Origin of the sequence: Acinetobacter sp. PFS20 (genome assembly GCF_052261015.1) — a bacterium.
GTDB lineage: Bacteria > Pseudomonadota > Gammaproteobacteria > Pseudomonadales > Moraxellaceae > Acinetobacter.
Window position 1 is genome coordinate 2,014,055 of sequence record NZ_JBPVZE010000001.1, and the last position, 26,386, is coordinate 2,040,440.

Below are 26,386 nucleotides of genomic sequence, written 5' to 3' on the forward strand. Positions count from 1 at the left end.
ATCAAATTGGTAAAAAATAATTCATTTTTTGCTGAATTACAAATTTTGTGAATCAATTTGATTTTGAATAATAGGGTCATCAGCTAACCCTCATAATTTTAATTTAATGGACTAGATAAAATGAATAATTTTGCAGTTTCACGTAGTGACTTTAACGAGTGGATGGTTCCAGTTTTTGCACCGGCAAATTTCATTCCAGTACGTGGCGAAGGTTCACGTATTTGGGATCAAGAAAATAAAGAATATATTGATTTTGCAGGCGGGATTGCAGTAAACGCATTAGGTCATGCGCATCCAGTGGCAGTAAATGCTTTAACAGAACAAGCAACAAAACTTTGGCATGTAGGTAACGGTTATACAAATGAACCCGTTCTACGCCTTGCAAAACAACTCACCGAAAATACATTTGCAGATAAGGTTTTCTTCTGTAACTCAGGTGCTGAAGCGAACGAAGCTGCTTTAAAACTGGCTCGTAAAGTTGGTTTAGATAGCGGCGTTGCTGGCAAAAGTGGCATTGTGGCATTTAATAATGCTTTCCATGGCCGTACCTTATTTACCGTTTCAGCGGGTGGTCAACCTAAATATTCACAAGACTTTGCACCACTTCCAAACGGAATTAACCATGTTGCCTTTAACGATTTAGAAGCTGCAAAAGCAGTAATTAATGAGCAAACATGTGCTGTTATTGTTGAGCCAATCCAAGGTGAAGGCGGCGTTATTCCTGCTGACATTGAATTTTTAAAAGGTTTACGCGCGCTGTGTGATGAGTTCGGTGCCTTACTGATTTTTGATGAAGTACAAACGGGTGTGGGCCGTACCGGTGCACTTTATGCCTACATGAACTCTGGCGTTATTCCAGATGTGTTAACAACTGCAAAAGCATTGGGCGGCGGTTTCCCAGTCGGTGCAATGTTAACAACCGATAAGTTTGCCCCACATTTTTCAGTAGGTACACATGGCACGACTTATGGTGGTAACCCGCTAGCAAGTGCGGTTGCAGGTGCTGTATTTGAGTTTATTAATACACCAGATGTGCTTAATGGGGTTAAAGAGCGTCACGATTACTATAAAAAAGCTTTAAATAAATTAAATGAAAAATATGAAATCTTTGAAACGATTCGTGGTGAAGGTTTATTGATTGGTTGTGCCTTAAAAGACAAATTTGCTGGTAAAGCAAAAGATATTAATAACCTTGCAGGTGAAGAAGGTTTACTGAGTCTGATTGCTGGTCCAAACGTTATACGTTTTACGCCATCTTTAATTATTCCATTTGCTGATATTGATGAAGGTCTAAAACGCTTTGAACGTGCGCTTGTTCGCTTTGTGGAAATTCAAAAGGATGAACAAGCAGCATGATGATTATTCGCTACATCGAACCTAAAGATGTTAATGACCTTTACCTGTTGGCGCAAAAAGCGGGTTTTGGTTTGACATCTTTGCAGCCCAATATGGAAAAACTTGCTGCTCGTATTGAGCGGGCGTGTAAAACGGTCGCAGGTGAACTCCCCAAGGCAGATCAGGTTTATTTATTTGTTTTAGAAGATACTGAACTCAACAAAGTTGTCGGTGTTTGCGGTATTGAAGTGGCACTTGGGTTAAGAGAGCCTTGGTACAACTTTCATGTAGGAACTCAAGTTCATGCGTCAGAACCTTTAAGTGTTTATAACGCTTTACCTACTTTGTATTTGAGTAATGACCATACTAACTGTAGTGAGCTTTGCACTTTATTTTTAGACCCTGACTATCGCTTAAATAAAAATGGTAAATTTTTATCTAAAGTTCGCTTCTTGTTTCTGTCAGCATTTCGCCAATATTTTGAAGAAACTATTGTTGCAGAAATGCGGGGTTATTCCGATGCAAATGGACAATCACCATTTTGGAATGCGGTAGGGCATAAGTTTTTTAATATTGAATTTATCAAAGCTGATTATTTGAGTGGAGTCGGACAAAAGGCTTTTATTGCTGAGCTAATGCCAAGACATCCGCTCTATGTCGATATGTTACCTGATGATGCGAAAGCCGCGATTGGCATTGTTCATCCAAATACTCGACCAGCCTACAACCTCTTGCTTGAAGAGGGACTACGCTACAAAGGCTATGTCGATATTTTTGATGGTGGTGCGACGCTGCAAGCAGATATCGAAAATTTACGGGCAATTAAAGAAAGTCAGTCTGTAGCAGTACAAATTGAACAACCTGAAAATATTGCAGTAGGTGATGAAGCTTACATTGTAGCTAATGATGACTATGAAAATTATCGCGCCATTCTTGTGTATAGCAAACCGCATCAAAACATATTGCAGTTAACGAAAGAACAAGCAAAACAATTGAATGTTGAAAATGGCTCTTTAGTTCGGGTGCTAAGTGTTCAAGTTAAGCAAGTTTCGAGTCCTGAAGTGGTCAATAAACTCAAAGCGACTGAACATTTTCGAATGGCTGTTAATTAAGCGAAAATTACTATACATTTCACCAAATTTAAGAAGGAATACTATATTATCGCTAGCGCAAGATGGGTATATGGATAAATACAATCTTGCTCGCTGAGCTGGGATTAATTAGCCTGTTTTTCTATATAAAGAGTAAGTAAATAAAGTATTTAATTAATCTATAGATTTTAAATATTTATTGAAATTATATTGAGAAAAGCGGGCTAATATAATAATGAAGGAAAGGATTGATGATTAATTTTTATTGTTATAGGTAATAGCTTTTAAAAAGGAATTTATAAGGTTTTAAGTGGTTTAATAATATTTTTAGAATGATTTAATGGACTAAATTAATAATCATATAATTTATTTATTATTAAAGCATTTACGACGGTTGCTATAAATTGGAGTAAATATTACATGAGTAAGAATAACGGAAAGCAGTTCCTGGAAGGAGATCTTCTTGGTAGTCAACATATGACTGAACAAGAAGAAGAGAAATTGCAGCGCTCATTAACCAATCGTCATATTCAGATGATCGCAATTGGTGGTGCAATTGGTACTGGGTTATTTATGGGTTCCGGGAAAACATTAAGTGTTTCGGGTACTTCAATTGTTTTAACCTATTTAATTATTGGTTTCTTCTTTTTCTTCGTGATGCGAGCAATGGGTGAATTGTTGCTTGCGAACACTAATTTTAAAACTTTCGCCGATTTTGCAACGGCTTATCTCGGCCCATGGGCGGGGTTTTTCCTTGGTTGGTCCTACTGGTGTAACTGGATTATTACTGCGATTGCAGACGTGATTGTGATCGGAGGGTACATGCAGTTTTGGTATCCCGATTTACCCGTTTGGATTCCTGCGTTTACTTCATTAGCCGTCTTAACCATACTCAACTTTGTGGCTGTTCGATTGTTCGGTGAACTTGAGTTTTGGTTCTCACTCATCAAAATTACTGCAATTATTCTGTTTATTTTGGCTGGCATTTATTTAATTAGTACTGGATTTACTTCACCAAATGGGGTTAAGGCCTCAATGAGCCATTTGTTTGAAACACAATCCATGTTTCCTTATGGTGTAACAGGTTTCTTAGCTGGTTTCCAAATTGCCATATTTGCGTTTGTTGGTATTGAGTTGGTTGGTACAACTGCTGCTGAAACTAAAGACCCGCATACCTCACTTCCAAAAGCAATTAACTCTATTCCTTTACGCATTTTGTTATTCTATGTGGGCGCATTGGTTTGTATCATTGCAGTTACATCTTGGGCTAAGGTTTCACCAGAAAAAAGCCCATTTGTAGAAATGTTTACATTGGTAGGGTTACCAATTGCGGCAGGTTTAATCAACTTTGTTGTTGCGACTTCGGCGCTATCTTCTGCAAATAGTGGAATATTTGCGACTAGCCGTATGTTATACGGCCTAGCTTTAGATAACGATGCACCAAAAAGTTTTAGCAAATTATCGAAAAGAAAGGTTCCAATTAGAGGCCTCGTTTTTTCAATGGCCTGTGTAACGCTTGGAACATCTATTTTGTTTATTGTTCCAAATGTTATGACGGCATTTACGATTATTTCAGCACTTACTTCAATTTTATGTATTTTTACATTCATGCTGATTGTGCTTTCGTATATTTATTATCGTAAGAAAAGTCCTGAATTACATATTCAGTCAAAATATAAAATGCCAGGTGGTTTATTTATGGCATGGATGACGATGCTATTTTTAGTCTTCACTATAGTAATTTTAGCTTTAGATCATGACACACTGATTGCTTTAGAGTTTTCACCAGTATGGTTTATTGGTTTGTTTATTGCCTATAAATATAAAAAGAAAAAGATGTTGCAGCTTGATATTTTAAAAGCTCAAAAGGTTGATTATATTTAAGTCGAGTATAGTTGTTTTTATATTAAAGCTAGGTGAGTGCCTAGCTTTTTTATTTTGAAAATAATAATTTGTTTATGGTTACAATATTTAGTAGAAAACTTACTCAGAAAATTTTTGTAATGTCTGAAATTTTTTTCAGAACTTTAAACATAGTCATAAATATTAAAATGAATTAAATTGATTTTAAAACTAAAGATTACAAAGTAAAAGGAATAGTAATCCCATGATACTTAAGTGTAATGATAGTAATTTGTACGATTTTACTATTGGGAAAAGATACATCTGTTTTGGGGTGCAATTTAATGAATATCGAAATGAAACAAAGGTATCTGTTCGCCGTGATTCAGATGGTACCCCTGTTATTGTAGAAATTTCTAAATTTGAAATAATTAATCCTAGTATACCTGAAGGTTGGGAAATTTCATTTTATAAACAGGAAGATACTGTAACTACTACTATTGAACCTAAAGAATTTAGTGGAGCATTTTGGGATGACTACCATGATGGGAATCCTAAAATGGAAAAATTATTTGAAGATGCTTATATAAAGATCTGTAAGTTCCATAATTTTTCTATTATGTCTGATTGATTAATTAAAAGCCGATAAAAAAGCCTCATAACGAGGCTTTTTTATCATCCTTATTTAATATTTGGATCGCCTTTTTTCAAGAAAAAGCGAATCGCTAATTTTTGTAGGAATGTTCCATAAGGAGGGTGGAAAAGCTGAGTCGGGAAAAACCGATGACGAATAAATACAGTTTTTGCATGAGAAAGTTCACGAAAACCTTCTTCGCCATGATATGACCCCATGCCTGAGTTTCCGATACCACCGAAAGGAGCATCGTGGTTGACTACATGCCAGCCCCAGTCATTAATGGTCACACCACCCGAATGAGTTTCACGTAAAATACGATCACGTTCTACTGAATTATGCGTAAAGCAATAAAGTGCTAAAGGTCTTTCGTCCGATTTCACATAGGTAATCGCATCATCTAAAGAATCATAAGCCATCACAGGTAAAATAGGGCCAAAGAGTTCTTCTTTCATAATGCGCATATCTGGCGTGCAATTCAGCACAATCTGTACAGGCATCCTACGGCCTTGTTGGTCAAAGCTATAAGTGTCACAAGGAATAATGCATGCACCTTTTGCTTGTGCATCGGTCAAAATATCTTGAATACGTTTTAAATGGCGGTCATTCACAATGGATGTGTAATTCTCATTATTTTCAATGTTTTGACCAAACATTTTTATAAAGCTTGCTTTAGAGGCTTCTACAAACTCATCAATACTTTCTTTTGGAACCAACGCATAGTCAGGTGCTACACAGATTTGACCACTATTTGTTGCTTTACCATGCGTAATACGTTTTGCAGCATCGGCAAGCGGGTAGTTGCGGCTTACAATTGCAGGTGATTTACCACCTAACTCAAGTGTAACAGGTGTTAGATTTTCAGCTGCTGCTCGCATGACAACTTTGCCAATCGCAGGAGAGCCAGTAAATACAATATGGTTAAATGGTAAAGAGGTAAATCTTGCTGGGTCTGTAATTTCTTCACCAAACACAGCCACTTCATCTTCATTAAAGACTTCAGCCAGCATGCGTCGAAGCATTGCATTAGTATTCGGTGTAATTTCGGGCAGCTTAATCATGACTCGGTTGCCCGCAGCTAAAGCGGCAATGAGTGGGCCGAGTGCTAAATAAACGGGGAAGTTCCAAGGAACAATGACACCAACCACGCCTTTAGGTTGGTATTGCACACTTAAACGGTTTGATAAGAATAAAAGCTCGGTACGGCGTTTACTTGGGCGCATCCAGCGGCGTAAATGATGAATCGCATGATCGGCTTCTAGCACTGAGCCAAGTAGATCTAATAGTTTAGATTCATCAAGTGATCTAGAACTAAAATCGGAATTAATCGCAGCAGCCAAAGCATCTTGATAACGAATAATTTGTTTTTTGAGTTGATGCAGCTTTGTGCGACGTGCCTCAAGACTTGGATAGGGATCCGCCTCAAAATTGGCACGTTGTTTGGAAAAAATAAGTTCCATATGTTCGGTGGCAGAGCCGCTATATTCTTTTAAAGTGGAGCTTTCCATTATTGTTCCTTCCATACTTTTGCTTATCATACTTTATGCTTGAAGCGTCGTATGGTCGATGTTAAATTGAGACAACAAGAGGTAGTTTAGTGCCATTATGCACGTCACTCTAGGGATGGTGTGAGTTAAATGCCTAATAATCTTTATAAAAATGCAAATAGAGTTATCGAAGGAAATTATGATAATACATCCTTAGGCGCCAATACATATTTGCTGGGTTTGACCAGTTTATTTGATGAAATGGGTTTACAAGGGCATTCAATATCAGATGTTCTGTCGGGCATAAATATTTCGCCAGATGCTATAAATCAGCCTTCTTTATATATTTCTCAAGTCCAAAAAATTCAGCTATTTCAAAATATTCAAAAACTATCTCACGATCCCTTAATTGGTTTGCGTGCAGGGCAAAAGCAGCGGTTGTCAGATTTTGGGGTGTATGGTTACGCACTTTACTCTTCGCGTAATTTTAGACAAGCGGTAGAGCTTGGCATTCGACACATTAAGCTTGCAGGGCCTATTTTAAAGAAGTCTTTTTATATTCGAGATGATGTTGCCGTTTTTGAAGGGCAGGATATTATTGCACTTGGTAAGCTTTTGCCTTTAGTGTGCGAGTTTTGGTTTAGCTCCATGCAAACCTTAATTGAACGTGTGCTTGAAGGACCATTTCAAGCGAAGAAGCTTTTGTTGCCCTATCCAGCGCCTGCCTATGCAGAAGAATACGAAAAAGTGTTTCATTGCCCCGTTCAGTTTAATGCTGGGGTAATGCAATGGCACTTTGATTTAAAGTGGCTCGATGTGCCTTGCCCAAATGCCAACCCGATTACTGCGGACATGTGTAAGTCGTTTTGTGAGCGGATGTTAGGTGCAGCAGTAGCTGAAGAGCCCGAGTTAGTGAAAACGATTCGTTTAATATTATTGGATGGAACAGGGCTTTTTCCATCAGCTCAAGAAATGGCTGAACGGTTACATTTGTCAAAGCGTACCTTACATCGACGCTTGGCAAGTTTTGATTTAACTTATCAGGAGTTATTAGATGAGACTCGGCGCCGTCTTGCGGATGAATATTTGCGAGAAACAACTTTAACCATAGATGAAATTGCTGAAAGAATTGGCTTTTCAGATACCTCTAATTTTAGAAAAGCCTATCGTCATTGGACAGGCATTTCACCAAATGAGTATCGTGAGAAATTAATTTCATAAATTAAATATTTGAAAATAATTTAATCGTTTTCTAAATAGTGATGAGTTGAATTGTATGGATGAAAAAGATGGTGATTTAAATTTTGAAAGTTTTAAAAATATAAATAAGCCAAACTTCTTTGGTGATATTGAATATATTTACTCAATTTTTAAAATTAAAGAACTACCCGTAGATTTACTTTTTAAGATTCTAAATTTGATTTTTCCTGATTTCCTTATAATTGAAAATCATATTTTTTTAGAGAGTGAGTTTGATCAAGATAAATTTAATGATTTGAAAGAAGTAGAAGAGATAAGTAAAGCTCAGTTTTGGATGAATCTCATAGAATTGACAAGCCTACATGATGAGATAACGGCAGAGCAAGCTTTATTAATTGCGAAGAAAATCGTTGATTCTTGGAATGCAAAAATTAAATATGAGGGGTTAAATGCACACGGTAGAGCTAGATTTTTTGAAGAGATTGAATATGGTGAGTTTTTTATAACAATTGATTAGTTTTCAATTGTTATAAAACTAATATTAGAATGAGTTCTATTTGCTACTTAAATCGAGAGAGCAACTTTTTCTGCAAAAATGGATTACAGAGCAAAATCGCAAATAAAATAATAAATATGCCGATAATGCTGAATAAATCTGGTAATTCATGCCAAAAAACAAATCCCCAAATTCCTGCAAAAATAATAGCAATGTAATTCATTGGGCCAATTTGTCCTGCTGGCGCTAAGCTATAAGCATAAGACATAAATAGTTGGCTAATGTTTGCTAAAAGTCCTGCTGCAATAAGTAGGCTTAATTCATGCCAAGTGAAAATGCGCCAATGCCAAAACATTGGAATAGATGAAATTAAACTACCAAAAATACAGAAATAAAAAACGATACGTTCAGGCGGCTCTGTACTGGTTAAAGCTCTTACGGTGACAAATGCCATTGCGGATAAAAAGCATGCACCCAAGCCAATAAAAGATAATGCGTTAAATAAACCTTGGTCGGGTTTAGCGACAAATAAAACTCCAATGAGCCCAATAACTGCGGCAAAAATCATCGATTTGGTGATTTTTTCTTTTAAGAAAAGCCATGCAATCAACGGAATAAAAATAGGAGATGAATAACTAAAAACCATGGCATTTGATAGCTTTAAGTTCGCAATGGCATAGAAAAAACCATACATTGCGGCAAGCCCAACTAGGCTTCGCCACGTATGCATCCAGAGTTTATCGGTTTTAATAAAGTCTAGACCCTGTTTAAACAGCATCGGAATAAAAATAAATAAACCCACTGCATTTCTAAAAAACACGACAGTCGCATTGTCTACCGTTTGTGAAGCAAAACGAATGCATACCCCCATAATGGAAAATAATAGTGCTGATGTCATAAGACAAAGCAGTGCTTTTCCAAGTTGAGTTGAGGGGAGGTTTGGAGCAGTCTGATTTTGCATAGAGAAATACAGTTCTTAATTTTCGATGTTATTTTAGCAGCGATGTTAAGTTTTGGTGAAATGTGTCGTAATTAATATGGGAAATGTGAAAAAGATGAGGTGATATGCCTCATCTTTTAAACTTTATTAGGTCACGGGTGCTGGGTTAAACACAGCAAGTGAGTTATGAATACCCCAACGGTCCGACCACGTTTGTTGCTCGCCACTCGCTACTTGTAAAATCAGTTCAAAAAGTTCCCAACCCACTTCTTCAATAGTTTTCTTTCCAATTGCAATATCGCCAGCACTGATGTCGATCAGGTCATACCAACGGTTTGCAATATTGTTTCGGCTTGCCATTTTAATAACCGGCACAGCCGCCAATCCGTAGGGGGTACCGCGACCTGTGGTAAATACTTGAACCGTAATTCCAGATGCCATTTGCTGCGTACCACAGATAAAGTCACTCGAAGGCGTTGCCGCAAAAATTAATCCTTTTTTTGTCGATCTTTGACCTGGTGCGAGAACTTCTACAATCGGTGAGCGACCCGATTTTGCGATCGATCCCATCGCTTTTTCTACAATGTTATTCAGCCCACCTTTTTTATTACCCGGTGTAGTATTGGCACTTCGGTCGACTTGGCCTGCTGCTAAATAGTCGTCGTACCATTTCATTTCCCGAATTAGGTCTTTGGCAACTTGTTCATTTGCTGCACGTGGAGTGAGTAAGTGAATACCATCACGGACTTCCGTAACCTCAGAGAACATGACTGTACCACCACATTGCACAATCAGGTCAGCTGCGAAACCAACGGCAGGGTTAGAGGTGACTCCCGAAAATGCATCACTCCCACCACATTGCATACCTACAACTAAATGAGAAGCTGGAACTTCTTCTCGAGTACGTTGATTAAGCTTTTCAAGGTGTTGTTCTGCCACGGTTAAAATATGGTTGACCATACTTTCAAAACCGTTATGACGTTCATCTTGTAACTGAATAATATCTTCGTTTGCTAGGGGAATATATTTGTTTTCTTTAGGAATATTTAAAAGTCGTTCGGGTTGCATTTTTTCGCAGCCCAGACTCACAACCATAATTTCTCCACCAAAATTAGGGTTGAGTGCAAGGTTATGAATTGTACGAATAGGAACAATTGCAGCGGGAGCATCGATTGCTACACCACAACCATATAAATGATTTAATCCGACTACACCATCTACATTTGGATATTTAGGAAGTAAATCACGTTCAATAATTTTAACGACATAATCGACAATACCTTCTACACAGTTCACACTGGTCGTAATACCTAAAATATTCTTTGTGCCGACGCTGCCATCTTTATTTTTATAACCTTTAAATATATATCCGCTCAAGGCTGGAAGCTTTGGATCAGGACGAGTTGCTAACTCAAGATCATCTAGCTCAGGTGCCTCAGGCATTTGGGTAACGGCTTCATTTACCCAACAACCTGCGGGTAAATCTTTATTGGCATAGCCAATAATTTCCCCATAACGAACAATTGCTTCACCTTGCTTTAATGACTCTAATAAAACTTTATGTCCCTGTGGTACATGATCAACCAAGATGAGTTGGTATTCCTCAATAGGTGTAGAAGGTGGTAAACCGCCGTCATTCACTACAATGGCTACATTATCAAGAGGACTAATTTTTATGAGGAGAGGCTTCAGCATGATCGTTCCTTGTATACATTTGAAGAGAGGGCTATAACGCATAATTTGTTTAAGCGTTATAGCGAAGCATTTTTAAGAGGTAGGTTTTAACTCGAAGCGCTGGATTTTGCCGACCATAAAGAGGTAGCAAATAATTGCGATGACAGCATGTATGCCTACAAAAACAAGTGCACCATTGAAAGAACCTGTCGAGTTGATGATGTAGCCAATAGCAATAGGAATCACAATGCCCGCTGTATTACCGAAGGTATTAAATAAACCACCCGACAAACCAACCATTTCTTTTGGTGCGACATCCGACATGACTGCCCAACCTAATGCACCAAAACCTTTGCCAAAAAAGGCGAGCGACATAAAGAACAAGATGGCTGTTTGCGAATCGACATAGTTACAAACCACAATACTGGTTGATAACAACATTCCAAAAATAATGGGGAATTTGCGTGAGAAGGTCAGAGATTTATTCATCTTGATGAGTTTATCGGAAATCACACCACCTAATACGCCACCAATAAATCCGCAAAGCGCCGGTAATACAGCCGCAAAACCAGCTTCTAAAATCGACATGTGGCGTTCTTTAACAAGATAAACAGGGAACCAAGTAATAAAGAAATAGGTTAAACAGGTAATACAATACTGAGCGATAAAAATACCTAAAAGCATACGAGATGAGAGCAGCTTCTTAATATTTTTAAAATTCATTTTATTGTTTTCATCAGCAACTTTAAGCTGATTTTCACCCATGTTGGTAATAGCACCGCCTGCTTGTAAATATTTGAACTCATTTGAATTAATAGTAGGGTGTTTTTCTGGGCTATAAATGACTTTTAACCAGATAAAAGCAATCACAATGCCTAGTCCACCCATAATCCAAAACACAGATTGCCAGTGAACATGGGCAACGAGCCATCCCATGAATGGTGCAAATATGACAGTGGCAAAATATTGAGCCGAGTTAAATATCGCTGCGGCGGTTCCACGTTCTTTGGTTGGGAACCATGCTGCTACAATCTGGCTATTTCCAGGAAAGGCAGGACTTTCAGATAATCCAACCAAGAAACGTAAGATGAATAATGATGCAATAATGAGAGGGATAGAACCTAAAATATCGACAAAACCTAAGAGAATCGTGAAAAATGACCAGAGCATAATGCTCCAGAAATAGACTCGTCGAGCACCAAACTTATCGAGTAACCATCCACCCGGAATTTGGCCGATAACATAAGCCCAACCAAATGCAGAGAAGATATAGCCCATGGTTACTGAGTTTAATCCAAGCTCGTGAGACATCGGAGCAGCAGCCATTGAAAGGGTTGCCCGATCACCGTAATTTAATGAAGTGACTAAGAAAATCATCGCTAAAATGTAATAGCGGGTTTTATTATGCTTCGCTCGTTGCTGATTTACAGCAGCAAGATTTGTTTGCAGATTATCCATATACAAACTCTTTTTAATAATCGACCTATTTGCATATCCGTGAAATAGGTGACGTCATGTCAAATTCATCGATAGAATAGATGAGAAAACGGAATTTTGTATCTACTCTATAGTCCTAGTTCTAAAACCGCGTCTTTAGATGTATGACATCATATGATTAAAAATATTATTTTGGCAAGTAGGGTCGAAAAATAATTTTTATACGGGTTTATATTGACAAGTCATATGATGTCTTATAAGTTTTGATCATGAAAAAATAGTATCAAAATGCCAAGGAGTATTTTTAATGGCGACGTCTACACCTATCGTTAAATCAATTCGAGCAATTCCTGTTGCTGGACATGACAGCATGCTGCTCAATTTGAGTGGTGCCCATGGACCTTATTTCACTCGTAATATACTTATTATCGAAGATAACTCTGGAAATATTGGCGTTGGAGAAATTCCGGGTGGAGAAAAAATTTTAGCGACATTAAATGATGCTAAAGCCTTGATTGAAGGGCAGCCGATTGGCGAATATAAAAATCTACTCAAGAAAATTCAGCAAACCTTTGCTGACCGCGACAGTGGTGGTCGAGGCAATCAAACCTTTGATTTACGTACCACAATTCATGTTGTAACAGCTTATGAGTCAGCATTACTTGATTTGCTTGGTAAGCATTTAAATGTAAATGTTGCAAGTTTGCTTGGTGAAGGTCAGCAACGTAGTGAAGTTGAAGTTTTAGGATATTTGTTCTTTATCGGTGACCGAAAACAGACTTCATTAGACTATGCGACAACACCTCAACATCACCATGATTGGTATAAAGTTCGTCATGAAAAAGCGCTAACACCTGAGGCTGTACAGCATTTAGCAGAAGCATCTTATGACCGCTATGGGTTCAAAGACTTTAAGCTAAAAGGTGGCGTGTTACAGGGCGAACAAGAAGCTGAAGCTGTTACAGCAATCGCGCGCCGTTTTCCAGAAGCGCGTGTGACGCTTGATCCAAACGGTGCATGGTTTTTAGATGAAGCCATTGCTTTAGGTAAACATCTTAAAGGGGTGTTGGCCTATGCAGAAGACCCATGCGGTGCAGAACAAGGTTATTCAAGCCGTGAAATTATGGCCGAGTTTAAACGTGCAACAGGCTTACCCACTGCGACCAATATGATTGCTACGGACTGGCGAGAAATGTCGCATAGTATTCAATTGCAAGCCGTTGATATTCCTTTGGCTGATCCACATTTTTGGACATTGGAAGGCTCGGTTCGAGTTTCACAACTCTGCAATATGTACAATTTAACGTGGGGTTCACACTCTAATAATCACTTTGATATTTCACTTGCGATGTTTACCCATGTTGCCGCCGCCGCGGTAGGTAAGGTTACGGCAATTGATACACATTGGATTTGGCAAGAAGGTACAGATCAGCTAACGAAAGCGCCGCTTGAAATTAAAGATGGTAAAATTCAGGTACCAACAGCACCAGGACTTGGGGTTGAGCTGGACTGGGATCGAATTAATCAAGCCCATGAACTGTATAAATTAAAAGGTTTAGGGGCTCGTAATGATGCCGATGCGATGCAATTTTTAATACCAAATTGGTCGTTTAATAATAAAAAGCCGTGTTTGGTTCGTTAATATTTTACCGATATTTTTGAAAAATTCGCTTTTTGAGTTTTCTTAATGCTTTGCTGTCCATATGGGCAGCTTTTTTTATGTCTAACGATTAGTCCTAAAATTAAGAATTTTAACTATATTTTATAAAACAATAGGTTAAATCATTTTGGGTAATGAACTTTGATCTTTTTACAAAATTTAATTTTTCAGAGGAAAAATATATTGATTAAAATAAAATTTATGATGTAAGATGTCTGACAACATAAACATGTATGGATATTTTCTAATGGATGCTCTTGAGTTAAAAAACATTGTTTCTGATGGCCTTCTTTCTTTTCCGGTTACTGACTTTGACCAAAATGGGGACTTTAATAAATCTTCTTATGCAAAACGTCTTGAATGGCTAGCGCCTTATGGTGCAAGCGCATTATTTGCTGCGGGTGGTACAGGCGAGTTTTTCTCGTTAACTGGAAGTGAATACTCTGATGTGATTAAAACTGCGGTCGATACTTGTAAAGGTAGTGTACCGATTATTGCTGGGGCAGGTGGTCCGACACGTCAGGCGATTGAACAGGCAAAAGAAGCAGAGCGCTTAGGTGCACACGGTATTTTGTTAATGCCGCATTATTTAACTGAAGCAAGCCAAGAAGGTTTGATCGAACACGTTAAGCAAGTATGTAACTCAGTAGACTTTGGTGTAATTTTTTATAACCGTAGCGTTTCAAGATTAAATCTCGATTCAATCCAAAAGTTAGCCGAGATGTGCCCGAACTTAATCGGTTTTAAAGACAGCTCTGGTCAAATCGATATGATGACGGCAGTGATTCAGACTATGGGTGATCGTTTGTCATATCTAGGTGGTTTACCAACAGCAGAAGTTTTTGCAGCGCCATATAAGGCCTTAGGTTGCCCAGTTTATTCATCAGCTGTATTTAACTTTATTCCAAAGACTGCAATGGAGTTTTATAACGCGCTTCGCAGTGATGACTTTGAAACAACCAATCGTTTGATTAAAGATTTCTTCTTGCCACTGATTAAAATTCGCGACCGTAAATCAGGTTATGCGGTAAGCATGATTAAAGCAGGTGCCAAAATTGTTGGGCACGACGCAGGTCCAGTACGTCCACCATTAAGTGATTTAACTCAAGCGGACTATGAAGATTTGGCTGCCCTCATTGCGACACTTGGTCCGCAATAATTTTAACTGGTTAGGTATTGGAGCTTTAAAATGAGTAAAAATAACGGTCGGCAGTTTATTAATGGTCAACGCGTTGCTGCAAATGCGCCAGCCCTAAAAAGTGTAACTGCAAAAGACTATCAGCCAACAGGTTATGTATTTAGTCAGGCGACTCTTGAAGAAGTAGATCAAGCTGCTCAAGCTGCGCATAACGCTTTTTTAGTTTATAGCCAAACTTCTCAAGAGCAACGAGCTTCTTTTCTTGAAGAGATTGCTCGCCAAATTGAAGCATTAGGTGCGAACCTGCAAGAAGTCGCTTCACTTGAAACAGGCTTACCACTTCCTCGTCTTCAAGGGGAGACAGGCCGTGTTACTGGTCAGCTTCGATTGTTTGCTGAACTTTTACGTCGTGGCGATTTTTACGGTGCTCGTATTGATGTGGCATTGCCAGAACGTAAGCCTTTGCCACGTATTGATTTGCGTCAATATAAAGTTGGAGTAGGACCGGTTGCCGTGTTTGGCGCGAGTAATTTCCCACTTGCATTTTCAACTGCGGGCGGTGATACCGTAGCTGCTTTAGCAGCAGGGTGTCCGGTTGTTTTTAAAGCACACTCTGGCCATATGGCAACTGCCGAACTTGTTGCAGAAGCCATTGAAAAAGCAATTGAAGTTTGTGGCATGCCTAAAGGCACATTCAATATGATTTTTGGCGGCCGTATTGGCGCAAACTTGGTAGAACATCCACTGATTCAAGCAGCCGGATTTACAGGTTCTCTTGAGGGTGGAATGGCGCTTTATAACCTTGCGCAGAGTCGTCCTCAGCCAATTCCATTCTTTGCTGAAATGTCGAGTGTGAACCCTGTAGTGGTTTTATCTCAAGCGTTGAGTTCTCGTGGTGAACAAATCGCTCAGGACACGGTTGCCTCGTTTAATATGGGATGTGGTCAGTTCTGTACAAAACCCGGGTTAATTTTAGGCGTACAAGGACCTGAATTTGACAGTTTCGTAGCAGCTTTAGCTGAAAGCACGCAAAAAGCTGTGCCTCAGGTCATGCTGAATGAAGGAACTTTAAAAAGCTACCGTCAAGGTATTGATGCTCTAAACAGTGAAGCTGGTTTTGAAGTTATTGCGACAGGTCAAGAGGCCGAGCTAGTTACTCAAGCAAAAGCCCATCTATTTAAAGCGGACCAATCTGTTTTACTGTCAGGCAACCCAAAACTACAACATGAAGTTTTCGGACCAATGTCGATTGTGATTGGCGTAGAGGATGAAGCGACTTTATTAAAAGGAATTGAGGCTTTAGGTGGACAGCTTACGGCAACTATTATCGGTGATGAAAATGAGCTGTCCGAAGCAGGCGAGCTTCTTCATTTGCTAACCGGCAAAGCTGGCCGTGTATTGTTTAATGGCTTTCCGACAGGAGTTGAAGTGTCTGATGCCATGGTACATGGTGGTCCTTTCCCTGCAACAAGTGATGCACGCGGAACTTCGGTAGGTACGGGAGCAATTGAGCGTTTCTTGCGTCCGGTATGTTTCCAAAATACACCACAAGTTTTATTACCCGATGCATTAAAAGATAGTAATCCACTACAGATTACTCGTCTGGTTAATGGACAGTTAAGTCAGGCTCAAATTTAAAAGTTGTGCAGCTCAATCAACGCTATTGGGCTGCATATTTTTTAACTTATTCAACGCATTATTAAATATCAACAGAAACATAAGTTGCTTACTTTTTAAATATGTGTGAGGGTTTGATAAGGGAGATAAAATATTTTGATTTTAATAACTTAGAGGTATAAAAACCGAATATGACTATCGTCTAAGTTTATAGTAAAATGAATTTTCTAATTTTTTCAACATTTCATGAGTTCTTCAGATTATGTCTAGCGCAATTAAACCTAGATCAACAAAAAAACTAAGCCAGATTATTGTAGAACAACTGATCGAAAAAATTCAGTCTGGAGACTTCCAAGTCGGAGAGAAAATTCCGACCGAACTTGAATTAATTGAAACTTTTGAAGTAAGCCGTTCTGTTATTCGTGAAGCAATTACTGAATTGCGTTCTTTAGGATTTGTCGAGACTCGTCACGGAATTGGTACTTTTGTAAAAGAGCAGACGGTTGAACAGAATTTTTTGCTGTCTAATGCCAGTTTAGAAACCATTAACGATATTGTTTCTTTACTTGAGCTTCGGATTAGCCTTGAGTCTGAAGCTGTTTTTTTAGCCTCTGAGCGCCGTAAGCAAATCCACATCGATAAAATGAAAGCTGCACTTGAAGATTTTGAACGTCATATTTCATCAGATGCAAATGATGGCACAGTAAAAGCTGATTATGATTTCCATATTGCCATTGCTGAAGCTTCTGAAAATCAATATTTCGTTGATTTTTTAAAGTATCTGGGTGAAAAAATTATTCCGCGTGCACGCTTAAAATCGATTGAGCAAAGTCCCGAAAACCGTGAAGAATATTTAAAAGCGGTTCACCATGATCATGTCAATATTTATAACGCAATTGTCGATCAGGATGGTTTGTTGGCTCGACAAATGATGCGTGCTCATTTGTCTAAAAGTATTAAAAAGTTTAAGCAGTAAAGCTTGAGCTAAGACTAAAATAAAAAAAGAGAGCTTATTTAAGCTCTCTTTTAATTTTATAGAGTGTTATTTACAGCTAAAGTTTTCAGCTTTCTCGCTATCACCTTGACCATTGTAACGGGCAATCAGTGGGTAAGGGCAAAGTGGACGGGTGCGGTCTGGTGCCCAGTCTTGTGGAAGCTCAGTATTCACTTGTCCACTTGGGTTACCTGCGCCGCGTGCGGTCGCAATGATTTTGTCAGGTGCTTGGCCATATTCGACCCAGTTAACTAAAGCAGTCAATGCGTCAAATTGGTCGGTCGCAATGCCATCACGCGTATGGTTCATGCCCGGAACTCTAAAGAAACGTGCAAATTCAGGCGCAGTACCTTTTGCATCATTTTTATAGTGTTGTAGCAGCTGATCATACCAATTTTGGGTGTCATCCACAGAGAAAACACCGTCTGCTGTGCCTTGTACCACAATCATTTTTCCACCATGATTGCGGAGTTTATCCAGATTCAATTCATCTGGGGGCATCATGAATGACATGGAGCTTTCAGTGTATATATCATTAGTTGCCGAGAGTTTTGGATAGTCGGTATCAAAGTTAAAATTAAAGGCAAATTGTCTAGAGTTTTGAGCCACAGTTGGGTCGGGCGGAACCTGAAAAAGAATGCCGACTGCAACTGGGTCACGCGCTGTTCCCACCGAAGATTCAAATTTCCAGCTTGCCCAGTTACTGCCGACTAAACCAGGGTCGAAAGGCTGGGTTGCATAGAGTGCTTGTCCAGCCGAATTTACAGGGCCGCGGTAAATGTTGGCTAATACATCAATTTGTTCGGTACTTAAACAAGTGCCATCTCTTGTGCTTGAGCAAACGGGTACATGCTTATGAATATCAAAAGCTGTACGACAGGCCTCAACATCTTGAACTAAGCCATCTGCAACACCGTCTAGCGCATCGCATCGATCTAAAATCGATTTTGCTAATACTTTACGCTCTGAAAGAGTAAGAGCGGTACTTAGGTCATTTTCATTTGTTGCAACACGACGAAGTTGCTGTGCTGTGTAGAGTTGAGCCGCGGCTGCACGAGGTAAATGAAAACCCGGTGTGCTTGCCAAGATTCCATCATATTGGTCGCCCAAACGAGTTGCAGCAATCATGGCATGACGCCCGCCGTTCGATGTGCCGCCTGCATAGGAGCGATCTGGTAATTTACCATATGCTGTTTTAATTAGGTTTTTTGCCATAGGTGTGAGTTTGGTAATCGCACCGTAGCCGTAGTCAATTCTAGCTTGAGGGTCTAAACCGAACATTGGATTTTGTGAAGCATTATGTCCGGCATCGGAAGAAATAACCGCAAAACCATCATGCAGGGCATTGGTGAGGGGACCTCCGCTGCCAACCTGACCCGTTGCAGGCACTAAGTTACCATCGGTTCCACCATTACCTTGATAGAGAAAACGACCATTCCAGTCTATTGGTAAGCGCATTTCAAAACCAATTTGATAAGTTTGTCCATCGACAGGGCTTACACGTTGGTCCATATAACCTTTGACCAAACAATGAGCGCCAATCGGTTTGTTGGCGACAGTCAATGTGCCTGCTTCTTGAAGGGTAGCTGAGCTAATAACTGTATTGTTGTATTGAAATCCAAGTAAGTCCGTACAGCTTCCAGTCATTTTTACGCCCACAGCAGGAGACAACTGCGGTGGTTTGGTTGTAGAAGGAACCGTTGTGTCATCACTATCACTTCCACAGCCTGCCAAAGAACCAAGCATGGCAAGTACTAAAGCGGAGTGGGTCAAAATTCGTTTATTGTTGGTGTAATTCATTTATTCATATCCTTATTGAATGAATGGTCGCAATTAATCTAAAACCAGAAAATTAGCTGTGCTTCGTGCAATCATTTTGTTGTTTTGCCAAGCTTCACTTTCGAGATTCAGTACGGTTTTGCCTTGTTTAATGAATCGGCATTTTGTAATGACTTCACCCACAGCACAGGGCCTTAAAAAATCCATAGTTAAGTTAATGGTAGTAGCTGGTTTACGGTCATTGGCAAGAAATGCAAAAAGCCCCATCACGTCATCAAGCATCGCGCAGATCATGCCGCCTTCAACGGTGCCGCGTGGATTGGTAAAGCTTTCTAGCGCCGAGTAATAGATCGTGAGCTCAGTATTTTTTTCATTCCAATGAATATTGTGTCCCCCCAAATGGTGGTGGATGGGCGGTAAGTGTTCTAAAGTTTTTTGATCCATAATTAAGAGTCCATCCTTTTTGTAGTGTTATAAAAATTATTATTTCAGGGTATAGGCATCATAAATAACCGCTTTGCCCAAACGCATTGCACTACCTACTGCAACAGTTTGGTTAAGCCATGAATATTTGGGTGAGCTGGTCTCAAACTGCATGGTGATTTTGAAATAGTAATTTTTCGGGTCGACATCTTTGCCTTGGGCAAGCTGTTTTAGCGTTTCTGCCGAGCCATGTCGGTAACCTTTTGTTTGAAGGTAAATAAGCGCGCCGTCATCGGTTTCTAACAAATATCGCGTATCAATAATGGCTAATCCTTTACTGTCGACAATTTGCCAATCTGCGCCATTATTTAAAATGCGGCCCTTAAGTGATTTCCCTTCAAATGTCCCACCTGTAATCGGAATAATTCGGCGTTTACCTGCGTCACTGGTGGTACCTAACTCCCAAACAGGCGTATTCAAATCCACACTAAATTTTGCTAAAGGCTCAAGCTGAATAGGTGGCGGGCTATATTGAGTTTCGGCATGAGACAGGGCAATCAGACTCATTCCGCAGAGTAGTGTTACAACTTTCTTCATGATGAATTTCCCGAAATAAAAAGAGGTTCTATGTGCGACAGAACCTCTTGTTTTGAATTATTTAAATTTCCATGTGTAGTCAATGTTGATACGGGTTTCATTTACAGGCTTGATGTTCGCTGTAGAGAGCATGTTGTTGTCATAAATGGCATAGCGCGCACGTAGCCCTAGATTTTTTAACCAGCCACTTTGAACGGTGTAGCCTAAATCAAAGTCCGTTTCGCGTTCTTTTAGATTAGTTCCGCCTAAGTTGGGTGCATAAATATTATGACCTGTGGTGTAACGGGTCATAAAACGTAAACCCGGTACATAATCTTTAAAGTCATATTCATAACGGAAGCTATAGGCCTTTTCTTTTGGGTTTAAAAACTCGCCCGGCCATGTGTCAATGAGAAGCCCAGTTTCACCTCCAGTCAAATACGGAAAGGCGGTGTCGCCGTGATGCTGGAAAGTTCCAAAAATAAATTTATGGTTTTGATGTTTGAGTTCGAAATGCGCATGATACAGGTCATTATCAACTAAGCCTGCTTTCGCTTGTCCGTCATCTCGGCTGCGGTAGTAACGTAATTGCGAGCTAAGATTGGTGGTGTCATTAATTTTATGTTGGTGTAAGGCACCCACCATGGTTTGGTTATAAAGATCATCAACATCCATATAAAAAGCGGTGATCTTGAGTGCGGGATTAAACTGATAGTTTCCACCTAAATAATAGAGTCCATCCGTTTCAGCACTTTTAAAGCGTCCATTTACGCCTGAAATTTTAATTTTTTCATAGTTGGTCGAATCACGATGATTCACTTTATCGAGGTAGGCTGCCTGTAAATCAAAATCTTTAATATCTTTACTGGTCAGTGAAATTCCTCGATAGGTTTGAGGAAGCAAACGAGCAGGTGAAGCCACTAAAACTGGGTTCATCGGCATGAGCGTACCAATGCGTAGCTCGGTCTGGCTCATTTTCGCTTTTGCTGTGACCCCAATTTCGCCATAAGAGTCAGCAGGTTCATTGGTGCGAGTGTCTCTAGGTAAGTTTCCTGTACCGCCATGCTCTGCGTCGGCATCAAGTTTAAAACCCGCCGTCGCAAGAACATCCAGCCCAAATCCGACAGTCCCTTCGGTATAACCTGAATTGGCTTTGAGAATAAACCCTTGTGTCCAGTCCTTGGCAGCAGGGTAAGCAGATTGCTCTTGATAGTCGCGGTCAAAATAGAAATTTCGTGTGGTGAGTTCTACTGAACTGTTGTCAATAAAATTGCCAGCCCACACTGAACCAGAGAGCATAAGGGTAGAGTACATCCATAATTTCGACATAGCATTTCTTCCTGAAATAACATTTTTTTGTTTTCAATAAGGCATAGTTGTTGTGTCTGCCTTGTTTGGTTTTAAATCGAATTATTTTCCGAGCAGTTCTCGGGCCACGATTTCTTTCATAATTTCATTGGTTCCCCCATAAATTTTTTGTACCCTCGCATCCACAAAAAAGCGTGAAATCGGGTATTCCTGCATGTAACCGTAGCCACCAAAAAGCTGAAGTAATTGATCAATCACTTCACATTGAACATCGGTAATAAAGCATTTCAATGCGGCGACCTGAGTCACGCTTAACTGGTGTTGTTGATAAAGCGCTGCACATTGGTCTACAAAGGCTTGGGCAGCTTTTGCTTTGATGTGTGCGTTTGCGAGCAAAAACCGTGTGTTTTGCATTTGGCTTAAAGGTTGTCCGAAAGCTTTACGTTCCAAAACATAGTCTTTAGTAATTTCAATGGCGCCTAAAATTGACCCCAACGCCATCATTGAAATGCTCAAACGCTCACGCGGTAACTCTTGCATTAAATAAGCAAAGCCTTGTCCTTCTTCACCTAAACGCTGAGTTGTAGGCACATAAACATCATCAAAAAATAGTTCGGCTGTATCTTGAGCATGTAGCCCGATTTTTTGTAATGAACGGCCTTTTTTAACGCCATCTAAAGCGGCATTGACTAATAAAATCGAAATACCTTTTGCTTTAGCTTGCGGATCAGTTTTCGCAACCAGAACGATCAGGTCGGCATGCAAACCATTTGAAATAAACGTTTTTGAACCATTAATACGATAATGGTCATTTTCTAAAATCGCTTGAGTGCGTATGGCTTGTAAGTCTGAACCCGCATTGGCCTCTGTCATGGCGATTGCAGTGACGACTTCACCTGTCACCATTTTCGGTAACCAATAACGTTTTTGCTCTTCAGTTCCAATATTTTGCAGATAAGGTGAGACCAACTCATTTTGCCCGCCAATGGCAACCGCTAAAGATGCAAAACCAGCTTGAGCAGTTTCTTGAACCAACATGAGTGAGTAGTGCACAGGAGCACCGTAGCCACCATATTCTTCGGGTACATCGACGCACAAAAAGCCATTTTCCCCAAGACGAAGCCATAGATCACGTGGGATGAGGCCATCGTGTTCCCACTGTTCATAATACGGAGCAACCTGTTCTTTTAAGAACCTGCGGTAGCTGTCTCGAAATAGTTCAAATTCTGTATCGTGTGGCATGTTGAACCTTTTTTTAGGCAAAAGTGAGGCTAAGGCCCAAACCGAAGTTTGAGCTTCCTTTTTTATTTCAAATACTTATTGCTTTAAGGTGGGTACCCGAATAATCAGCGGGTTTTCGGCCTGTTTTTGATAAAGTTCATCAATTAAAGCAGCACGACGCTTGGTAATATTGCCTTGATTGAGGTTGCCTTTATCGGTCACTTCACCTGCATCGAGTTGAGGTGGCTCGGTCATTAAATAAAGCATTGAGACTGTATTTGAACTGCCAGTCGCATCTTTATTAAAGGTGGTTAAAAATTGGCGAAACCATTGCTGGACTTTAGGGTGCTGCAATATCTCTGCTGGAGAATGTTCGCCCAGCTTAAGACCAGCTTGTTGAGCACAAGCATCTAGTTTTGGAAAAATCAAAAAGCCAACCGCATTTAGGTTTGAACCTGTAATGCAGACATCTTGAACCAGTAAATTACCTTGAATGAGTACTTTGTTGCGTAGTGTGCCCACATTCACAAAAGTACCCGTATTGAGTTTAAAGTCTTCAGCAATTCGTCCGTCGTACATTAGACCTTTAGTTGGATCCTTGATATCGACCAAACGAACGGCATCACCCGTATGGAAAAAGCCTTCGTCGTCAAAAACAGTGCTTTGCTGGTCTGCTTTTAAACGCCAATAGCCTTTCATGACATGTTTGCCACGAACACAAAATTCTAGTTTGTCACCACATGGAACTAGCTTAATTTCGCATCCCGGAGCAGGGTAACCAATAAAGCCAGCCATCACGCGTGGGCCAGTGGTAAAAGCACAAGAGGGAGCAGTTTCGGTCATACCCAATCCGCTCATAATGCGAATTTTTTCTCCGCAATGTTGCTGAGCAATTTTATCGAGTCTGTTCCAGCCCGCTTCTGAAAGTGCTGCACCTGCAAAGAATAAAATTTTAACTTTGGCAAAAAAGCGGTCTCTTAATTCTTCATCTTTTTCTAAAGCTTCGGTGAGTTCTTCCCAACCCTTTGGCACATTTAAATAAACGGTTGGAGAAATTTCTTTGAGATTACGAATGGTTTCGTCAAATTTTCCTGCAACGGGTTTGCCGTCATCAATGTAAATCGTACCGCCGTTATAGAGTGCGATACCGACATTGTGACTGCCACCAAACGTGTGGTGCCAAGATAGCCAGTCGAGTAGGACAGGTGGTGTTTCTTCAAACTCAGGGAAAGTCTGCAACAACATTTGCTGATTAACACACAACATTAAATGCGTGGTCGGCACAGCTTTAGGCAATTTGGTTGAACCTGATGTAAATAGAAATTTAGCAATCTGGTTTTCATCAAGGGTTTGATAAAACTCTTGAACATTTGAAACAGGCGTATCTAATAGCGATTGAAAAGACGTGCAAATCTGATCGCCCACAATCCCTTTATTGGTCACCACTTCAATATCAGGTGTAATACATGCCTGAATCGCTTTGGCAAAAGCTTGTCCATCGCTGGCATAGACCATACCCGGTGTCAGCACTTCAAACACATGTTTAAGTTTGCCAAAGTCTTGAGAAATCAGAGAGTAGGCGGGTGAAATAGCAGAGAAAGGCACACCTGCCAGCATGGCAGCCATAGATAGTGTTAAATGTTCAAGATCATTACCACTTAAAATGATCAGAGGTCTTTCTTGGCTTAACTTACGTTCATGTAAAGCCTGAGCAATGTGCCATGCACGTTGTAAAACTTCTGCATAACTCAGTTTGACCCATTCACCTTGAGCATTGCGTTTTGCTGCAAAAATATGGTCTGGTTTAGTTTGTGCAAAATGAATTAACCGATCTGTCAGTTTTTGTGGATACGGTTTTAATTGCTCTTTTGGGCTGATATAGAGCGTGTCATCTTTATGGTGATAATGAATATCATGTTGCCCTAATTTTACGAACCGTTCGCGGTCTTGTGATTGAGTGGCATTCATTTGCATTTCTTTCACTCCATGGAAAGCGCATCACTGCGCTTTATTTTTTGCATCATGCAATTTTTATTTAATATGTTGTCCGCATTAGCCTGACTAAATCGGGTAATGACGTGATTGTGTTTGAATGGTGATCCAGCGTAGGTCGGTAAATTCGGCAACAGAGACTTTACTACCAAAACGTCCGTAACCACTCGATTTTGTTCCACCAAATGGCATTTGAGCTTCGTCATGTACGGTTGCGCCGTTAATGTGACAAATACCCGAATCAATTTGTTGAGCGACTTCTAATGCCTGTGAAATATTTTGGCTAAACACTGCCGAAGAAAGACCGAACTCGCTGTCATTTGCCAGTGCTACGCCTTCTTCAATGCTTGAAAAGCGTTGAACTGTGCATACAGGTCCAAATGATTCTTCGCGGTAAAGCAGCATGTCAGGTTTAATATTGAGCACCAGCGTCGGTTGCATGGTGGTGTCTTCAATATGAATGCCTAAAGGTAAGTCAGCACCTTTGTTTTGAGCATCTTCCAGCAAATGCTGAATACGGTTTGCAGCACGTCGACTTTCTAAAACACCGAGTACATTGTCTTTTGAGGTTGGATTACCTGCCCGAATGGAGCGGGTTTTCTCAATCAGCTTTTCAATAAACTGGTCGGCAATATTGTCTTGAACCAAAACACGTTCGGTCGACATACAAATTTGCCCCTGATTAAAGAATGCTCCAAAAGCAACTGCATTTACGGCTTCATTAATGTCAGCTTCATTTAAAACCACGACAGGGGCTTTACCACCCAATTCAAGTAAAACAGGTTTTAAATATTTAGCTGTAGTCTCGGCAATAATTTTTCCGACTTTGGTTGAACCCGTAAAATTAATACGCTTCACAGTTGGATGAGAGACTAAACGCTCTACGATTTGTGGTGCATCTTCAGCGGCATGCGTAATCACATTCACCACACCTTCGCCAAGACCTGCTTCATGTAACACTTCACCAATGAGACGATGTGTTGCTGGGCAGGCTTCTGAGGCTTTTAATACCACTGTGTTTCCACAAGCCAAAGGCATAGCAAGCGCACGTGTTGCCAAAATGACAGGGGCGTTCCAAGGTGCAATTCCTACAATCACACCACAAGGAACCCGCACACCCATTGCAAGATTGCCCGGCACATCTGACGGAATCAGACTTCCGTCAATTTGTGTGGTCATGGCTGCTGCCTCACGTAACATGTTGGCAGCAAGATGAACGTTAAACCCATACCATGTTGCAGTTGAACCTGTTTCTTGCATTCCAGTTTTAATGAATTGCTCGGTCTTTTGATCCATTAAATCTGCTGCTTTTAATAAGCGTAAACGGCGTTCGGTAGGCGAGAGTTTCGACCATACTTTGAAAGCTTGTTGTGCCGAATCGATTGCACGATCAACATCTTCCAATGTTGCAGCAGCAGCTTTAGTTGCCACTGATCCATCAATGGGACTAATACGCTCAAAAGTTGCTTTATTTGATGCATCAACAGATTGACCGTGAATAAGTAACTGTACATTTTGCATGGGTTGTGTCCTTACATTGCC

21 protein-coding genes are annotated in these 26,386 nt (G+C 40.1%); 10 read left to right on the plus strand and 11 right to left on the minus strand.

What is annotated here, in order from left to right; genetic code table 11:
• The first annotated feature begins 120 nt into the window (after positions 1-120).
• From ACS125_RS09505 to ACS125_RS09520, 4 genes are all read left to right on the plus strand, one after another.
• A complete protein-coding gene (locus tag ACS125_RS09505; protein WP_443271733.1) occupies positions 121-1,356 on the plus strand; it encodes an aspartate aminotransferase family protein in 1,236 nt (411 codons plus the stop codon).
• Positions 1,353-2,447, plus strand: coding sequence for an arginine N-succinyltransferase (astA, locus tag ACS125_RS09510; RefSeq protein ID WP_443271735.1), 1,095 nt, complete (start codon positions 1,353-1,355; stop codon positions 2,445-2,447). The genes ACS125_RS09505 and astA overlap by 4 nt, the downstream gene beginning before the upstream one ends.
• Before the next feature lie 399 nt (positions 2,448-2,846).
• A complete protein-coding gene (locus ACS125_RS09515; RefSeq protein WP_004793843.1) occupies positions 2,847-4,310 on the plus strand; it encodes an amino acid permease in 1,464 nt (487 codons plus the stop codon).
• Between the two features lie 223 nt (positions 4,311-4,533).
• On the plus strand, positions 4,534-4,899 hold the full coding sequence (locus tag ACS125_RS09520; RefSeq protein WP_443271737.1) for a hypothetical protein: 366 nt from the start codon (positions 4,534-4,536) through the stop codon (positions 4,897-4,899).
• A gap of 50 nt (positions 4,900-4,949) precedes the next feature.
• Here the strand turns inward: ACS125_RS09520 and ACS125_RS09525 are convergent, their stop codons facing one another.
• Positions 4,950-6,410 carry a coniferyl aldehyde dehydrogenase gene (locus ACS125_RS09525; protein ID WP_443271739.1) on the minus strand — a complete coding sequence of 487 codons (1,461 nt, stop codon included), beginning with the start codon at positions 6,408-6,410 and terminating at the stop codon, positions 4,950-4,952.
• 129 nt (positions 6,411-6,539) lie between these two features.
• Here ACS125_RS09525 and ACS125_RS09530 point away from each other — a divergent pair, with 129 nt between their 5' ends.
• Positions 6,540-7,610 carry an AraC family transcriptional regulator gene (locus ACS125_RS09530; RefSeq protein ID WP_443271741.1) on the plus strand — a complete coding sequence of 357 codons (1,071 nt, stop codon included), beginning with the start codon at positions 6,540-6,542 and terminating at the stop codon, positions 7,608-7,610.
• Positions 7,611-7,665: 55 nt separating this feature from the next.
• On the plus strand, positions 7,666-8,106 hold the full coding sequence (locus ACS125_RS09535) for a hypothetical protein (RefSeq protein WP_443271743.1): 441 nt from the start codon (positions 7,666-7,668) through the stop codon (positions 8,104-8,106).
• Between the two features lie 43 nt (positions 8,107-8,149).
• Here the strand turns inward: ACS125_RS09535 and ACS125_RS09540 are convergent, their stop codons facing one another.
• The 3 genes from ACS125_RS09540 to ACS125_RS09550 form a co-directional block, all read right to left on the minus strand.
• On the minus strand, positions 8,150-9,046 hold the full coding sequence (locus tag ACS125_RS09540) for a DMT family transporter (protein WP_400199784.1): 897 nt from the start codon (positions 9,044-9,046) through the stop codon (positions 8,150-8,152).
• 126 nt (positions 9,047-9,172) lie between these two features.
• Positions 9,173-10,720: a galactarate dehydratase gene (garD, locus tag ACS125_RS09545; RefSeq protein ID WP_443271746.1), complete on the minus strand. Its 1,548-nt coding sequence runs from the start codon at positions 10,718-10,720 to the stop codon at positions 9,173-9,175.
• 72 nt (positions 10,721-10,792) lie between these two features.
• Complete coding sequence (locus ACS125_RS09550; RefSeq protein ID WP_443271748.1) at positions 10,793-12,157, minus strand: MFS transporter; 1,365 nt, start codon at positions 12,155-12,157, stop codon at positions 10,793-10,795.
• Between the two features lie 286 nt (positions 12,158-12,443).
• Here ACS125_RS09550 and gudD point away from each other — a divergent pair, with 286 nt between their 5' ends.
• The 4 genes from gudD (at position 12,444) to ACS125_RS09570 (ending at position 17,527) form a co-directional block, all read left to right on the plus strand.
• Entirely contained in the window at positions 12,444-13,778 is a 1,335-nt protein-coding gene (gene gudD / locus ACS125_RS09555) for a glucarate dehydratase (protein ID WP_443271750.1), read from the plus strand.
• Positions 13,779-14,043: 265 nt separating this feature from the next.
• A complete protein-coding gene (gene kdgD, locus ACS125_RS09560; protein ID WP_443273951.1) occupies positions 14,044-14,955 on the plus strand; it encodes a 5-dehydro-4-deoxyglucarate dehydratase in 912 nt (303 codons plus the stop codon).
• Positions 14,956-14,985: 30 nt separating this feature from the next.
• A complete protein-coding gene (locus ACS125_RS09565) occupies positions 14,986-16,572 on the plus strand; it encodes an aldehyde dehydrogenase (NADP(+)) (RefSeq protein ID WP_443271752.1) in 1,587 nt (528 codons plus the stop codon).
• Between the two features lie 241 nt (positions 16,573-16,813).
• Positions 16,814-17,527 carry a FadR/GntR family transcriptional regulator gene (locus ACS125_RS09570; RefSeq protein WP_005042034.1) on the plus strand — a complete coding sequence of 238 codons (714 nt, stop codon included), beginning with the start codon at positions 16,814-16,816 and terminating at the stop codon, positions 17,525-17,527.
• A 66-nt stretch (positions 17,528-17,593) separates the two neighbouring features.
• Here the strand turns inward: ACS125_RS09570 and ACS125_RS09575 are convergent, their stop codons facing one another.
• From ACS125_RS09575 to ACS125_RS09605, 7 genes are all read right to left on the minus strand, one after another.
• Positions 17,594-19,345: a tannase/feruloyl esterase family alpha/beta hydrolase gene (locus ACS125_RS09575; RefSeq protein WP_443271754.1), complete on the minus strand. Its 1,752-nt coding sequence runs from the start codon at positions 19,343-19,345 to the stop codon at positions 17,594-17,596.
• A gap of 33 nt (positions 19,346-19,378) precedes the next feature.
• Entirely contained in the window at positions 19,379-19,768 is a 390-nt protein-coding gene (locus ACS125_RS09580) for a PaaI family thioesterase (RefSeq protein ID WP_312824091.1), read from the minus strand.
• Positions 19,769-19,807: 39 nt separating this feature from the next.
• On the minus strand, positions 19,808-20,344 hold the full coding sequence (locus tag ACS125_RS09585; protein WP_443271756.1) for a DUF3237 domain-containing protein: 537 nt from the start codon (positions 20,342-20,344) through the stop codon (positions 19,808-19,810).
• Positions 20,345-20,401: 57 nt separating this feature from the next.
• Positions 20,402-21,652, minus strand: coding sequence for an OprD family porin (locus ACS125_RS09590; RefSeq protein WP_443271758.1), 1,251 nt, complete (start codon positions 21,650-21,652; stop codon positions 20,402-20,404).
• 81 nt (positions 21,653-21,733) lie between these two features.
• Positions 21,734-22,873: an acyl-CoA dehydrogenase family protein gene (locus ACS125_RS09595; protein ID WP_443271760.1), complete on the minus strand. Its 1,140-nt coding sequence runs from the start codon at positions 22,871-22,873 to the stop codon at positions 21,734-21,736.
• Positions 22,874-22,948: 75 nt separating this feature from the next.
• Positions 22,949-24,835, minus strand: a complete 1,887-nt coding sequence (locus ACS125_RS09600) for a feruloyl-CoA synthase (RefSeq protein ID WP_443271762.1) — start codon at positions 24,833-24,835, stop codon at positions 22,949-22,951.
• A gap of 78 nt (positions 24,836-24,913) precedes the next feature.
• Positions 24,914-26,365, minus strand: coding sequence for an aldehyde dehydrogenase (locus ACS125_RS09605; protein WP_443271764.1), 1,452 nt, complete (start codon positions 26,363-26,365; stop codon positions 24,914-24,916).
• Positions 26,366-26,386: the final 21 nt, after the last annotated feature.